Source organism: Actinoplanes palleronii (assembly GCF_016862315.1).
GTDB classification, from domain to species: Bacteria; Actinomycetota; Actinomycetes; order Mycobacteriales; family Micromonosporaceae; genus Actinoplanes; species Actinoplanes palleronii.
This window is the reverse complement of record NZ_BOMS01000064.1, coordinates 1-14212: the sequence shown is the minus strand read 5'-3', so window position 1 is coordinate 14212 and position 14212 is coordinate 1. Positions and strand designations below refer to the sequence as shown.

At 71.8% G+C, this 14212-nt stretch carries 12 protein-coding genes; 6 read left to right on the top strand and 6 right to left on the bottom strand.

Annotated elements, in window-relative coordinates:
• Positions 1–47: 47 nt before the first annotated feature.
• Positions 48–614 carry a GNAT family N-acetyltransferase gene (locus Apa02nite_RS22835; protein WP_203826801.1) on the bottom strand — a complete coding sequence of 189 codons (567 nt, stop codon included), beginning with the start codon at positions 612–614 and terminating at the stop codon, positions 48–50.
• A gap of 72 nt (positions 615–686) precedes the next feature.
• On the opposite strand from Apa02nite_RS22835, the gene Apa02nite_RS22830 reads away from it, so the two are divergent.
• Genes Apa02nite_RS22830 through Apa02nite_RS22820 form a run of 3 tightly spaced genes read left to right on the top strand, consistent with a single transcriptional unit; the run spans position 687 to position 3326 of the window.
• Positions 687–1691 carry an ABC transporter ATP-binding protein gene (locus Apa02nite_RS22830; RefSeq protein WP_203826800.1) on the top strand — a complete coding sequence of 335 codons (1005 nt, stop codon included), beginning with the start codon at positions 687–689 and terminating at the stop codon, positions 1689–1691.
• Positions 1688–2488, top strand: a complete 801-nt coding sequence (locus Apa02nite_RS22825; protein WP_203826799.1) for an ABC transporter permease — start codon at positions 1688–1690, stop codon at positions 2486–2488. The genes Apa02nite_RS22830 and Apa02nite_RS22825 overlap by 4 nt, the downstream gene beginning before the upstream one ends.
• A gap of 22 nt (positions 2489–2510) precedes the next feature.
• Positions 2511–3326: an ABC transporter permease gene (locus Apa02nite_RS22820; protein WP_239164492.1), complete on the top strand. Its 816-nt coding sequence runs from the start codon at positions 2511–2513 to the stop codon at positions 3324–3326.
• On the opposite strand, the gene Apa02nite_RS22815 is transcribed toward Apa02nite_RS22820, so the two are convergent.
• Entirely contained in the window at positions 3320–4198 is an 879-nt protein-coding gene (locus tag Apa02nite_RS22815) for a nucleoside hydrolase (RefSeq protein ID WP_203826798.1), read from the bottom strand. The genes Apa02nite_RS22820 and Apa02nite_RS22815 overlap by 7 nt on opposite strands.
• Positions 4199–4398: 200 nt before the next feature.
• On the opposite strand from Apa02nite_RS22815, the gene Apa02nite_RS22810 reads away from it, so the two are divergent.
• Complete coding sequence (locus tag Apa02nite_RS22810) at positions 4399–5358, top strand: pectate lyase family protein (RefSeq protein WP_203826797.1); 960 nt, start codon at positions 4399–4401, stop codon at positions 5356–5358.
• A 115-nt stretch (positions 5359–5473) separates the two neighbouring features.
• A complete protein-coding gene (locus Apa02nite_RS22805; protein WP_203826796.1) occupies positions 5474–6463 on the top strand; it encodes a pectinesterase family protein in 990 nt (329 codons plus the stop codon).
• A 493-nt stretch (positions 6464–6956) separates the two neighbouring features.
• Here Apa02nite_RS22805 and Apa02nite_RS22800 read toward each other — a convergent pair whose 3' ends face one another.
• Genes Apa02nite_RS22800 through Apa02nite_RS22790 form a run of 3 tightly spaced genes read right to left on the bottom strand, consistent with a single transcriptional unit; the run spans position 6957 to position 11140 of the window.
• Entirely contained in the window at positions 6957–8423 is a 1467-nt protein-coding gene (locus Apa02nite_RS22800) for a serine/threonine-protein kinase (protein WP_203826795.1), read from the bottom strand.
• A gap of 32 nt (positions 8424–8455) precedes the next feature.
• Complete coding sequence (locus Apa02nite_RS22795; RefSeq protein WP_203826794.1) at positions 8456–9700, bottom strand: serine/threonine-protein kinase; 1245 nt, start codon at positions 9698–9700, stop codon at positions 8456–8458.
• 42 nt (positions 9701–9742) lie between these two features.
• Positions 9743–11140, bottom strand: a complete 1398-nt coding sequence (locus Apa02nite_RS22790) for an aminotransferase-like domain-containing protein (protein ID WP_203826793.1) — start codon at positions 11138–11140, stop codon at positions 9743–9745.
• Here Apa02nite_RS22790 and Apa02nite_RS22785 point away from each other — a divergent pair.
• On the top strand, positions 11139–12125 hold the full coding sequence (locus Apa02nite_RS22785) for a DMT family transporter (RefSeq protein WP_203826792.1): 987 nt from the start codon (positions 11139–11141) through the stop codon (positions 12123–12125). The genes Apa02nite_RS22790 and Apa02nite_RS22785 overlap by 2 nt on opposite strands.
• Here Apa02nite_RS22785 and Apa02nite_RS22780 read toward each other — a convergent pair.
• Complete coding sequence (locus Apa02nite_RS22780) at positions 12038–13348, bottom strand: D-alanyl-D-alanine carboxypeptidase (RefSeq protein ID WP_239164491.1); 1311 nt, start codon at positions 13346–13348, stop codon at positions 12038–12040. The genes Apa02nite_RS22785 and Apa02nite_RS22780 overlap by 88 nt on opposite strands.
• Between the last annotated feature and the right edge of the window lie 864 nt (positions 13349–14212).

The window sequence follows — 14212 nt, the reverse complement described above, 5'->3', positions numbered from 1 at the left end:
GTGGGGAGTTGCGGTTCGGCGCGCCCGAGAGCACCACGTGGCGGTGGCTAGCGCAGGGGTTTGCGGAGGATGTAGTTGATGCCGAAGTCGGTGTCGCTGACTCGGACGTCGGTGTAGCCGATCCGCTGATAAAAGCCGTGACCGGTGATGCTCGCGCCGGTCTCCATGTGGTCGAAACCATCCGCGGCGGCCAGGTCCTCGATGTGGGTCATCAGCTGCCGGCCGACGCCCTGACCGTGCGCCCGCGGGTGGACGAACATGGTGAAGACCTTGTTGCCGTCCCGCGAGACCGTGCCGACGAGACCGCCGCCGGCACCGACAAGACCCTCGCTGGACGCCGCGCCGGCGAGACCGGCGCCGGACGCCGCGCCGACAAGACCGCCGCCGGCGCCGACGAGACCGGCGCTGGTCGGCGGGGCGGGGGTGGCCTGCTGCGCGACGAAGATCTGGCGTTGCTGGGACAGCTCCAGCATCCGGAGTGGGTTGAAGTGGGCGCACATCCGGTCGATCAGCTCGGCCGGGTAGTCGCGGCTGTTGACCTCGCGGAGGCACCGGGTGATCAGCTCGGCCACCGCCACAGCGTCGTCGGGGCGGAACAATCGGATCGTCGTCACCGATCCATTCTGGACTCGATGCTCAGGAAAATACGCCCGGCGAAACAGCCGGGAATGGTAGACCCATGAGTCATGGCCCTCATCACCGTGCGGCAGTTGACCAAGGAGTATGTGCGGACCAAAGCGGTGCAGGGCCGCTTCGGCACCCTGCGGACGCTGTTCACCAGGGAGAAGGAGCGCACCCTCGCCGTCGACCACATCGACTTCAGCATCGACGAGGGCGAGGTCGTGGGGTATCTCGGGCCGAACGGCGCCGGCAAGTCGACAACCATCAAGCTGCTCACCGGGGTGCTCTGGCCGACCAGTGGCACGGTCGAGGTGGCCGGGCCGGGCGGGCCGGTGGTGCCGTGGCGGGACCGGCAGAACCTGGCCCGGCGGATCGGGGTGGTGTTCGGCCAGCGCAGCCAGCTCTGGTGGGACCTGCCGCTGATCGAGTCGTTCACGCTGGTCGCCGCGCTCTACGACGTGCCGGCGCCCCGCTACACCAGCAACCTGGCCCGGCTGCGCAAACTCCTGGAGCTCGACCCGTTCCTGCACACCCCGGTCCGGCAGCTCAGCCTCGGCCAGCGGATGCGCGGTGACCTGGCCGCCGCGCTGCTCTACGACCCGCCGCTGCTCTACCTCGACGAGCCCACCGTCGGGCTGGACGTGCTCGCCAAGGAGACCGTCCGGGGCTTCGTCGACGAGTCCAACCGCAGCGGCCGGACCACGGTGCTGCTGACCACCCACGACCTGGCCGACGTGGAACGGCTGTGCCGGCGGATCCTGCTGATCGATCACGGACGGGTGCTCTACGACGGGGCGGTGGACGGGCTGGTCGCGCGCTTCGCCCCGTACCAAGAGGTCCTGGTTCGTCTGGACGGCGATCAGCCGGATGGGGACCGCCTGGACCTGGGCGGGTTTTCGGGCGAACGCGAGCACGACGGCCGATGGCGGTTCCGGGTGGGACGGGACGAGCCGGTGCACCGGCTGCTCGCGGCGGCCGGCGACGGGTGGCAGATCCGGGAGCTGTCGGTGGTCGAGTCCAACCTGGAGAGTGTGGTCAAGGAGCTCTACCGGGAACGGCGGGACGGGTGAGGCGCGCGCTGCGGGGCTATCGGGCGTATGTCCGGGCCGCCGTCGCGATCCGCCTGCAGTACCGGATCACGATCTTCGCGTCGGCGGCGGTGACGCTGCTCTGGATCCTGCTGGTGACCCGGGTGTGGTCGGCCGCCTACCAGGGCCGGGACACCGTCGCCGGGCTCAGCCGGGAGAGCACGGTGGTTTACCTGACCCTGGCCAGCCTGCAGGCCATCGTGATCAACTCGCCGCTGATGTGGATCATGGCGGCCCGGGTCCGCAGCGGGGAGGTGGTCTTCGACATCAGCCGGCCGCTCGGATATCCGGGGCAGATGCTGGCGTTGCAGGCCGGGACATCGGTCACCCAGATCGCGGTGACGCTGCTGGTCGTCCCGCTCGCCGGGCTGATCGGCGGGCTGTCCGGGCCGGCCGGGCTCGCCGCCGGGCTGCTCTACCCGGTGGCGCTGCTGCTCGGCTGGATGCTGAACGGGCTGCTGTCCCTGCTGATCGGGCTGACCGCGTTCTGGACGGTGGAGAACACCGGGATCGCCGTGCTGTACCGCTTCGTCGCGGCGTTCCTGGCCGGCGCGAGCGTGCCGCTGGTGTTCTTCCCGGCGCCGCTGCGGGCGGTGGCCGACGCGCTGCCGTTCCGCTACATCGTGTACCAGCCGGCGGCGATCTATATCGGTCAGGTCAACGGTCCGGCGGCGCGCGACGGGTTCGTGGTCGCGGCCGGCTGGATCGTGCTGCTGAGCGGGCTGACCGCCCTGGTGTGGCGGCAGGCGTACCGGCGGACGGTGGTGCACGGTGGGTGAGCCCGCAACGGAAGGTGGCGGCGTGGCACACCGGCTGCGCCGGGAGATCCGGCTCTACCTGATCCTGCGCGGGGCCGCGCTGCGCGCCGCGACCCAGTACCGCGGCAACGTGCTGACCACGATGCTGGCCGGCGCCGCGTACCAGGGAAGTGGTTTCGCGTTCGTCTGGGTGCTGCTGCACACGTTCGGCACGGTCGCCGGCTGGTCCCTCGGGCAGATCGCTTTCTTGTACGGCATGCGCCTGCTGTCGCACGCCCTGTGGCTGGTCACCATGGACGGCGTCGGGCTCTCCGACGTCGCGATCCGCGAGGGCCAGCTCGACCGGATGCTGCTGCGCCCGGCCAACCCGCTCGTGCAGCTGGCCACGAACACCCGGTCGCTGATGCCGTTCGGCGACCTGTCGATGGCGATCCTGGTCTTCGGCATCGCGCTGACCGTCGCCGACGTCGACTGGTCACCCGCCGCGGTGCTGTTCCTGGTGCTCGCGGTGATCGGCGGCGCGCAGGTCGAGGCGTCCGTGGTGGTGGTGATCGCCGGGCTGTCGGTGCGGATCCTGGACACCTGGGCGTTCCGGCTGATGATGCTGGACGCGTTCGACACGCTGGGGTCCTACCCGCTGAGCATCTTCGGCAGCGGCGTGCAGCGGACGTTGACCTACGTCCTGCCGGTCGCGTTCGTGGCCTTCCTCCCGGCCAGTGTGGTGCTGGGCAGAACCGGTCAGCTGGCCGTCCCGGCGTGGCTGGGCTATCTGACGCCGGTGGTGGGCGCGACGCTGTTCACGCTGGCATACCTGTTCTGGAAACGGCAGCTGCGCGGCTACCAGGGCGTGGGTCACTGACCGAGGATGCGACTCAGCAGCACCGGGCCGGCCGGGGCCGTGAGTGACAGGACCACCCGGACCGGGCCCGGGCCCTGCTCCACCGTCCGGCCGTCCGGGGCGACCGTGATCGACAGGGTCGGCGCGTCCGCCGGGGTCACGTCGCCGAGCATGATGGCGGCGGCGAGGGGGTCGTGCAGCGGGATCTCGCGGACGCCGAGGCGGCGCTCGTAGCTGGTGTAGTAGATCGGGAGCATGTCGGCCAGGGCCACCTGCAGCGGTGAGCCGCCGGCCCGCAGCGCGTCGCCGTCGGCAGCGGTCCAGCGGTGCGCCATCGTGACGTCCAGCGGGACCAGGGTCACCGGCCAGGGGGCGGCCAGCGCCACGGCCGCGGCGGCCGGGTCGTGGACGATGTTGGCCTCGGCGTGCGGGGTGCGGTTGCCGGGGACCCGTACGGCGCCGCCCATCACGGTGACCGAGGCGAGCAGTTCGGGCAGGCGTGGCTCCACGTGCAGGGCGGCGGCCAGGTTGCCGCAGGGGCCGGTGGCCAGCACGTGGAGGTCGCCCGGGTGCTGCCGGGCGAGGGCGACGAGCAGCTCCACCGCCGTACGATGATCGGGTTTGCCCCCGGAGGGGAGGCGGACCTCGCCGACGCCGTTGCCACCGTGCACCGAGGCCACCGCGTGCGGATGTTCGCCGGCGCCGATCGCGACCGGAACGTCCTCGCGGCCCGCCAGTGCCAGCAACCCGAGGGTGTTCGCCGCCGCCTGCGGCGCGGTGGTGTTGCCGTTGACCGTGCCGATGCCGGCGAGCGTGACCGCCGGGTGGGCCAGCAGGTAGGCGATGGCGACCGCGTCGTCGATGCCGGTGTCGCAGTCGAGATAGGTGAGCATGTCTCAGTTCTACAGATGTTGCACGCCGTCCGGGAGTGCCCCGAACGATGGAAGCCGCAGGTCAGCGTGAACCGGTTAAGGCGTCGCCGGAAACATGCCGGACATCAGTGATTGACAGACATGGATGACCGGCCTAACTTCGGCAGCCAGGAAAGCGCTTACCCGCAGGAAGAACCCGTCCCCCAACGGAGGAATCCCCCATGTCACCGTCACGTCGCACCGTCCTCGCCGCCACCGCCGCCGGAGTCCTGGCGGTCGGCGGCACCCTCGTCGCCACCCAGACCGGCGCGGTCGCCGCCGAGTCCAGCCCGGTCGGTTTCGCCAGCCTCAACGGCGGCACCAGCGGCGGCTCGTCCAGCACCGTGGTCACCGTGACCACGGCCGCCGCCCTCAAGACGGCGCTCAGCTCGAGCACGTCACAGACCGTCCGGGTCTCCGGCCTGATCACCATCTCCGGCATGTACAGCGTCGCGTCCAACAAGACGGTCATCGGCGTCGGATCCGCGTCCGGCGTCACCGGCGGCGGCTTCAACCTCTCCGGCGTGAAGAACATCATCATCCGGAACCTGGTGTTCAAGAACGCCGCCGACGACTCGATCAACGTGCAGTCCAGCACCACGAACGTGTGGATCGACCACAACGACCTGTCCAACGGGTACGACGGCCTGATCGACATCAAGCGTGGCTCGGACTTCATCACGGTGTCCTGGAACCACCTGCACGACCACGACAAGTCGATGCTGCTCGGCCACAGCGACGACAACTCGGCCGAGGACCTCGGGCACCTGCGCGTCACGTACGTGCACAACTGGTTCGACGGCACCAACCAGCGGCACCCGCGGGTCCGGTTCGCCAACCCGGTGCACGTGCTGAACAACTACTACAGCAACGTCGGCTCGTACGGCGTCGCGTCCACCGAGAACGCCGGCGTCTTCGTCGAACGCAACTACTTCGAGAACGTCGCGAACCCCACGATCACCCAGACCGGTGACTCGGATTCCGGGAACCTCAAGGTGCTGAACAACTACAAGGTCAACTCGGGCACCGAGGTGGTCCGCAACGGCGCCAGCGTCGCGGCGATCCCGTACTCGTACACCCCCGAGGCCAACAGCACGGTCAAGGCCACCGTCACGGCCGGCGCCGGCACCGGCAAGATCTGACGTTCCCCGCTCCTGACGGCGCCCGCCCCAATCCCCAGGCGGGCGCCGTCCCAGTTTCGGAGGTCCCCGTGAAACTTTCCAAGATCGCCCTGGCCGCCGCGGTGTGGAGGCTCCCATGAAACTCTCCAAGATCGCGTTGAGCACCGCCGTCGTCGCCGGGGTCGCCGCGATCCCGGCCGCCGCGCACGCCGCCACCAACTTCACCGTCGCCACCGACGGCTCCGGCAACTACACCACCATCCAGGCCGCGATCGCCGCCTCGTCGACCGGCGGCGTGATCACCATCAAGGCCGGCACCTACCAGGGCCAGGTCCAGATCCCGGCGAGCAAGTCCGGCCTCACCCTGCAGGGCGCGACCGGCACCTCGTCCGACGTGGTCATCACCGGCAACAAGCCGCAGTCGACGGCCGGCACGGTCGGCAGCGCCACCGTCTACAACCAGGCCGCCAACAGCACGATCAAGGGCCTGACCATGCAGAACACGTATGGCGCGGGCAGCCAGGCACTCGCCGTCTACGCGGCCGGCGACCGTCAGGTGTACCGCAACGTGCGGATGGTGGGCTACCAGGACACGTTCCTGTCCTGGGGCGGCACCGGTAGCTCGCAGATCCGGCAGTATGTCTACAAGTCTTATATTTCCGGCGCCGTCGACTTCATCTACGGCAACGGCGCGGTCGTCATCGACAGCACCACGATCGAATCGCTCAACATCGGCAGCAGCTCGAACAACGGCTACATCACCGCCGCCGCGACCGACGACAGCAACCCCTACGGCTTCCTGATCACCAGGTCCACGCTGAAGAGCTCGGCCGCCGCGCAGACCGTGGCACTCGGCCGCTGCTGGCACGCCGGCGGCGCGGCCGACGCGATCGGCCAGGTCCTGGTCCGCGAATCGACCCTCGGCAGCCACATCCGGCAGGCCGGCGCGTGGCAGGACATGAGCGGTTTCTCCTGGAAGACGTGCCGCTTCACCGAATACGCGAACACGGGTGCGGGCGCGACCGGCGGCACCAGCGACCGGCCGCAGATGAGCGCGTCAACAGCCGCGAACTACACATCCCAGAAATATCTGGCGGGCGCGGACGGCTGGAACCCGGTCCAATAGCGATATTTCGGCTGCTGTCCGCTTCTCGCTCCCGGTTACTTCGAAGATCAAATTCATGATGTCCCATGTGGCTGCCGGGTACAGATCGCCGCTCCCGCGGGGGCCGGGCACGGCGATCTGGCCGCTGGCGCGTCCACACCGATCGCCGCACCCTTCATTGCCCGTGGGTGGTCGCGGTCACCCCAACCCCAATGTGCCGAACTCCCCTCGCACGGGCTGGCCGAGCATTGCGTGGGGAGTTTGGGCGCGCTCCGCACCGAAAGTCCCCACACTCACGGTCGTCACCCGCTGCGTGGGGAGTTTGGGCGCGCTCCGCACCGAAAATCCCCACACTCACGGTCGTTGGCTGCTGCGTGGGGAGTTTGGGCGCGCTCCGCACCGAAAATCCCCACACTCACCGCCGTCACCCGCTGCGTGGGGAGTTTGGGCGCGCTCCGCACCGAAAGTCCCCACACTCGCGGTTGTTGGCTGCTGCGTGGGGAGTTTGGGTGGGTCAGGACTTGAAGCCGGGGCCGGTCGACAGGTGGGTGGCGGGCTGGCCGAGGCAGTGCAGCAGCCAGGTCTTGCCGGCCGGGATCGGCCAGGCGTCCCGCAACCAGCCGGTGGCGCTCTTCCCGCCGATGCGGTGGTCGGCGAGCGCCGCGGCCGTGCACACCTTCGCGTACTCGGGGCGCTCGACCAGCGTCTGGTCCCCGCGCATCAGCGGCGGGCCGTCCGGCAGCGGCACCGCGAGATAGGTCTCCCAGAAGTGCTCGGTGCCGCAGTCCGCCGAGGACGGGGTGACCGCCTCAGCGCCGTTCTGGGTCAGTCCGTTCCAGCACATCGGCTCGGTCGGGCAGAACGCGTCACCGCAGACGGCGAACCCCGCCGGTGTCGCGGCCAGCGTGGCCGGCGCGCTCGCGGTGCCGGCGGTCCCGGGATCGGCCGCGGCGCTGCCACTGCCGTCGTCGCGGGTCTTGAGCACCACACCGGCGACACCACCCGCGATCACCAGGGCGGCGAGGGCAGCGGTAACCAGCTTCCCGGTCCGGCCACCCGGCGTCTGCGCCCGAGCCCGAGGCGCGTCACCGGCGGACCGCGGCGCGTCGGACCGGGCCGGCGGCGCGTCCACCCCGGACCGATGTGCCGCCGGCGGGTCGAACGCGGTGCGGGCGGCGTCGGCCAGGGCGGTGGCGGACTGCCAGCGCTGTGCCGGGTCGACGGCGAGCGCGCGTTCCACGATTGCCAGCACCGGCATCGGCACGTTCACCCCGATGGTCTTCGGGGACTGCTGGATCCGCTGCAACGCCACCGCATACGGGTTGTCGCCGACGAACGGCCGCTCCCCCGCGAGGCACTCGTAGGCGACGAGACCCAGCGAGTACACGTCGCTGCGCCGGTCGGCCTGCTGGCCGAGCACCTGCTCCGGCGACAGGTAGCTGGGCGTGCCCAGGATCGCCCCGGTCGCGGTGATCCGGCTGGCGTCCTCGTGCCGGGCGATCCCGAAGTCGGTGATCACCACGCGGCCGTCGCGGCGCAGCAGCATGTTGGCCGGCTTGATGTCGCGGTGCAGGATCCCCTGGTCGTGAACCGCCTGCAGCCCCTCGGCGGCCTGGGTGATCAAGCGCATCGTCTCGTCCGGGGCGAGCCGGCCACGGCCGAGCCGCTGCGCCAGAGTCTCGCCGTCGACGAACTCCATCACCAGGTAGGTGATCCCGTCGCCGGCCCGGCCGACGTCGTGGATGGAGGCGACCGCGGGGTGGTTGACCCGCGCCATCACCGTCGCTTCCTGGGTGAACCGCCGTACAAAATCGGGGTCCCCGGACGCCGAGGGGAGCATGGTCTTGACCGCGACGGTCCGCCCCAGGAATTCGTCGAGGGCGCGCCACACCTCGCCCATCCCGCCGGCGCCGAGCCGGTCCTCGAGCAGGTAGCGATCACCCAGGCGCATGCCCGCGCGCAAGACCGAATCTGATTGCACGCGGGCAGTCTAGGGCGTCGCCGGCAGCGGCCCTACGGTGCGAAGACCGCGCCGGTCGAGGTGCCGGCCTTCGGCTGGGCGATGCAGTGCAGCAGCCAGGTGTTGCCGGTGCCCTCGACCGGCCACGCGGCGCGGATCCAGTGCACGGTGACGGCAGGCTTCTTGCTCTGCGCCTTGAGCACCGCGGCCGAGCAGGCCTTGGCCACCGCGGCCTCCTTGATCAGCGGCTTGGCCTTGGTCAGCACCGGCGGGCCGTCCGGCAGCGGGATCGCCAGGAACGTCTCCCAGACGTGGCTGCCCGGGCAGTACGCGGACACCGGCGGCATCGCCTGGGTTCCGGTCTGCACCAGCGCGTTCCAGCACATCGGCTCGGTCGGGCAGAACGCGTCGCCGCACGCGGTGAACCCGGCCGGCACGCCGCTGCCCGCGCTCGCGGTGGGCTTGGCCGCGGACGCCGCGTCGGTGTCCCCGCCGCCGCGGACCGCGATGCCGGCGATGATGCCGCCGACCACCAAGACCGCGACCACGGCCGCGATCAGGTTCCGGCGCCAGGACTTGGCGCCCGTGCCGACCTCCGGCTCCGGCTCGGTCGCGACCTGGCGTGCGACGTCCGCCAGCACCAGCGCGGACGGCCAGCGCTGCTCCGGGTCGTCGGCGAGCGCCCGGTGCACCAGGGCGAGCACCGGGGCCGGCACGTCCGCCTGGTCGCCGCCCAGGCTCTCCTGGGCGACCTTGCCGAGCGCGTAGACGTCGCTGCGCCGGTCACCGGGACGGCCCTGTGCCTGCTCCGGGCTCGTGGCGCCCGGCCGGGCCAGCGCGAAGCCGGTGATCGTCACGCCGCCGTCGCTGCGCAGCCGTACGTCGGCGGTGGTCAGGTCGCCGTGCAGAACGTCCTGGTCGTGCGCAGCCTGCACGCCCTCGGACGCCGCGGCGAGGATCCGCATCGCCTCGTCCGGGGCGAGCCGGCCGGTCCGGGCCAGCCGCTGGGCCAGCGACTCACCATCGGTGAACGCCGTGACCAGGTAGGAGAAGCCTCCGGCGAGGCCGGCGTCGAGGACCTTGACGACCGCGGGATGGTCGATCCGGGCCAGCGCGCTCGCCGCGGCGGTGAACCGGTCCGGGTCACCGGCCGGGCTGATCTCGACCGCGACGGTCCGCGATTGCGACTCGTCGACAGCACGCCACTCTTCGCTGGTCGTTCCGGCGCTGATCCGGTCTTCCAAGCGGTATCGGTTACCCAGGCGAACCCCGGGTTGCAGGCCCATGTCAGATTGCACGGGCGCATCGTAGATCTTTTTCGTTTTGAAAATGTAAATCTGTCAACTGAATTTTTTCAGCGCCCGCGCCAGCCGCCGGACCGCGTCATCCATCCTGTCCGGCGGGGCCGCGGCCCAGGTCAGTCGCAGGTGCGCAGCGGGCGGTTCGGCGGCGTGCCAGGGCCGGCCCGGGAAGACGATCACGCCCTCGGCAGCGGCCGCCGCGGCCACCGCGGTGTCGTCGGCACCGTCCGGGAGCCGCACCCACAGGTGGAAGCCGCCGCGCGGGACCACCGCCGGGACCAGCTCGGGCAGGTGCCGGTGCAGGGCGGTGAGCAGCGCCTCGCGGCGGTCGCGCAACTCCCGCCGCAGCGTGCGCAGGTGACGAGGCCAGGCCGGGCCGGTGACGAACTCCAGCGCGGCCTGCTGCAACGGCCCGGCCACGAAGAAGTCGTCGAGCAACCGGGCCGACCGCAGCCGGGCGCCGGCCGGTCCGCGGGCGCCGATCGCGGCGATGCGCAGGCCCGGCGCCGCGGACTTGGTCAGCGAGCGCAGGTAGACGACGTGCCCGTCCGGGTCCGACGCGGCCAGCGGCGGCGGGGCGTCAGCGTCGATGACCAGGTCACGGGCGTAGTCGTCCTCGATCAGGAACGCGCCGTTGGCGCGCACGGTGGCCATCACGGCGTCCCGCCGGTGCGCCGCCAGGGTCGAGCCGGTCGGGTTGGCGTAGAGCGGCTGGCAGTAGAACAGTCGCGCGCCGGTGCGGGCGAACGCCGCCGCGAGCTGGTCCGGCAACACGCCGTCGTGGTCGGCCGGGACCGGGACCACCCGCAGGCCACTGGCCCTGGCGGTGGCCAGCGCACCGAGATAGGTAGGCGACTCGACCAGCAGGATGTCACCGGGTGCAGCGAGCGAGCGGAGCGCCGTCGACAGCGCGGACTGCCCACCCGGGCAGATCACCAGGTCGCCGGCGCGCAGCCCGGTGCCGGTCTCCCGGGCGAACCAGTCGCGCAGATCCTCCCGGCCCTCGGCGGGGCCGCGCTGCCAGGCGGCCGGCTGCCGGGCGATCCGGGACAGCGTGGCGCCGAGCGCCGCGGCCGGCTGCAGATCGGCGTCGAGGTAGCCGCCGGAGAGCGGGATGGCGCCCTGCGGCGGTAACGCCAGTAACGCCTGCATCTCGCTCTCGCCGGGAACGCCCGGCCCGAGCGCGACGGTCTGCCAGGACAGGTCCGGCGCGCGCGGCGGCTCCGGGCGGGCCGCCACGAACGTGCCACGGCCCGGACGCGCCTCGACCAGGCCCTGCGCGACCAGGTGCCGGATCGCCTCGCTGACCGTGACCGGGGAGGCCTGGTGCGCGACGGTCAGCTCGCGCACCGACGGCAACCGCGACCCGGGCACCGCGTCCCGGACCCGGGCACGAAGATCTTGGATAACACGGGTCGCTGCGTTACCGTCATTCATGAGAAGCAAGAGTAGCGCTACTGACGGCAGCACGGTAACAGCGGGACTTGCCCTCGGCGCGCTGGGTGTGCTCGCGTTCAGCATGTCGCTGCCGGCCACCCGGGTCGCGGTGCACGATCTCGACCCGTGGTTCGTGGCGTTCGGGCGCGCGGTCGGCGCAGCCCTGCTGGCCCTGGCCTACCTGCGCTGGACCCGGTCACCGCGGCCCACCCCGGCGCAGTGGCGGCGGCTGCCGGTGGTCGCGCTCGGCGTGGTCGTCGGCTTCCCGCTCTTCACGTCCCTCGCGCTGACCAGCCAGACCTCGGCGCACAGCGCCGTGGTGATCACGGTGCTACCGGCGATGACCGCGGTGTTCGCCGCGCTGCGCGCCGGTGAGCGGCCGCCGCCGGCGTTCTGGCTGGCCAGTGGCGGCGGGCTGGTCGCCGTCCTGGTCTTCCTGGTCGCCACCGGCGCCGTGCACGGCTCGCTGACCGTGGCCGACCTCTACCTGCTGGCCGCCGTGGTGCTGTGCGGGCTGGGGTACGCCGAGGGCGGGGTGCTCGCCCGGGAACTCGGCGGGGCCCGGACGATCTGCTGGGCGTTACTGCTCGCGCTGCCGGTCACCCTGCCGATCGCGCTGGTCGCCGCGATCCAGCACCCGCCGCACACCGGCGCGGGCGGCTGGGCGGCGTTCGGCTACCTCACCGCGGTGTCGATGTTCCTCGGCTTCTTCGCCTGGTACGCCGGACTGGCCCGGGGCGGGATCGCCAAGGTCGGGCAGGTCCAGCTCGCCCAGCCGGTGCTGACCCTGCTCTGGTCAGCCCTGCTGCTGGGCGAGCCGGTGACGGCCGCGTCGATCGGGGCGGCCGCCGTGGTGCTCGGGTGTGTGGTGCTCACCCAGCGCACCCGGGCCGCCGGTCAGGGGCGCCGGGTGAGCTTCCACCAGAGCGAGGGCTCGCTGGTGGCGGCGTCGGCGAGCAGCGGTACGCGTACCCCGGAAGCTTGAACCTCGCCCACCTGCTGCCCGGCGCTGACCTGGGCGCCGGGCTTCGTGGTGGTGGTCTTGACCTTGACCGCGAGGCCCGGCCAGCCGACCACCTTCAACGCCGTCTTCGGGGTGACCGTCGACGACGAGCCCCACGCGGTCTGCACCGTGCCGACCGGTTTCGCCGGCAGCACCGAGTATTCCTTAACGGTCTTCTCGACCGCCGCGAGCAGCTTGCGGACCACCTTGTTGACCGCGACCAGCTGCTCCGGCGTGTTCGCGCCCGGCTGGTTGAAGACCGCGCCGACGATCACCAGGTTCTTCGCGCCGACCTTGAGCCGGGCCGCGAAGACCAGGTTGCCGCCGGCCTGGTCGGTGGAGCCGGTCTTGATCCCGAAGACCCCGTCGACGCCGAGCAGGTCGTTGTAGTTGCGGATCTTCCCGGCCACCGGGATCTGCGCGTCGCGCAGCTCCACGATCTCGGCGAACACGTCGAACTTCAGCGCTGCCCGGGCCAGTTTCACCTGGTCCGGCGCGGTGCTGATGGTGGTCGGCAGGAAACCGCTGGGGTCGGTGTACTCGGAATCGGTCATGCCCAGCTCGTCCGCGGCGGCGTTCATCTTCTCCAGGAAGCCCGCCTCGGTGCCGCCGTCCCAGACCGCGAGCTGGTGCGCGATGTTGTTCGCGGACGGCAGCATCAGCGCCTCGAGGGCGTCGCGCTCGGTCAGCTTCTCCCCCACCTGCACCGGGACCAGGGACTGACCGGTCAGCGTGCGCCGGTCGTGATCCGCGACGTCGGCGGCCGTGACGGTGAGGTCGGGGCCTTCCTCGTCGCCGTCGAGGGGATGGTTCTTGAGGATGACGTAAGCGGTCATCACCTTGGCGACGCTGCCGATCGGCTCGGCCGTCTCACCGCCGGAACCGCCGATCCGGCCCAACCCCTCGATCATCAACTCCGCGGAACCCTCGCTGGGCCACGGCATCGTGGGCGCGGCGCCGGGGATCTTGAGGGTGGTGGCGATCTCGGTGGCCAGGGTGGCGGGCGGCAGCTCGCGCTTGAGCTGCACCGCGGTCCCGGCGCCGAACAGCCCGACCAGGAGGAACACGACGACCAGGAGGGCGATGAGACCGCGGCGCCTGGGCTTTTTCGGTACGGCGCTCTGGTAGGTCCCGGGGCCGCTGCCTTGCTGGGCCTGCGGTCCGCCGCTCTGGTACGTCGATCCACCGCTCGTCGGCGCGCTCACCGGGGCGCTGCTCACGGGCACCGAGGCGCGGCCCGGCGCCGAGGGTTGCTGCGGCGCGGGCGGCTGGTACGGGAAGGATGGCTGATTCGTCACGGGCGGGCGGAAGGGTGGTGCGAGAGGCGCTGCGGCGGCCGCGCGCTGGGAAGCATCGTATGGCGAGGCCGGCGGGGCGGGTGCCGGAACGGACGCCCGGCCGGGAGTGCTGCCCGGGAACGCCGCGGGCGGTCGCGGAGCGGCCTGTGGCTGCTGGGGCGCGGGCGGCGGGAAGGGCGCGGGCGGCTGCTGAGGCGCAGGCCGCTGGGGTGGCGCGGGTGGCGCCTGCTGACCCGACGGACGCTGCGGCAGCGCGAGCGGCGCCGCCGGCGTCGGCGGATACTGCGACGGCGCAGGTGGCGCCTGCTGAGACGACGGATGCTGCGGCAGCGCGAGCGGCGCCGCCGGCGTCGGCGGATACTGCGACGGCGCGGGCGGTGCCTGCTGGGCCGACGGATGCTGCGGCAGCGCAGGTGGTGCCTGCTGGGGTGACGGGCGCTGCGGCGGTGGCGCCTGGGCCAGCGATGTAGGGCGTTGCGGCGGCGGCGCCTGCTCCAGTGATGCGGGGCGCTGGGATGGCGCGGAGACCGCAGCGCGGCCCGGCGCCGACGGCTGGCTCGGCGTGATCGACCGGGTCGGTGCGTCTGCCGGGTTCGGCGCGGACTGCGGCATCGGCGCGGCCGATGGGGCGGGCGCGGAAACCGCGGCGCGGCCCGGTGCGGGTGGTGCGGGTGGTGACGACGGCGCGGGGACCGCCGCACGGCCCGGTGGTGCGGCGGGCTGAGCTGCGTCGACAGAAGTCGGGGTGTCCGGTGGGCGCGGGGCCGGGAC

Bases quoted from the DNA above. Each gene is read 5' to 3' on its own strand.
- Apa02nite_RS22805 (WP_203826796.1), top strand. From the start codon at position 5,474: ATGAAACTCTCCAAGATCGCGTTGAGCACCGCCGTCGTCGCCGGGGTC.
- Apa02nite_RS22815 (WP_203826798.1), bottom strand. From the start codon at position 4,198: ATGCTCACCTATCTCGACTGCGACACCGGCATCGACGACGCGGTCGCC.
- Apa02nite_RS22810 (WP_203826797.1), top strand. From the start codon at position 4,399: ATGTCACCGTCACGTCGCACCGTCCTCGCCGCCACCGCCGCCGGAGTC.
- Apa02nite_RS22785 (WP_203826792.1), top strand. From the start codon at position 11,139: ATGAGAAGCAAGAGTAGCGCTACTGACGGCAGCACGGTAACAGCGGGA.
- Apa02nite_RS22790 (WP_203826793.1), bottom strand. From the start codon at position 11,140: ATGAATGACGGTAACGCAGCGACCCGTGTTATCCAAGATCTTCGTGCC.
- Apa02nite_RS22830 (WP_203826800.1), top strand. From the start codon at position 687: ATGGCCCTCATCACCGTGCGGCAGTTGACCAAGGAGTATGTGCGGACC.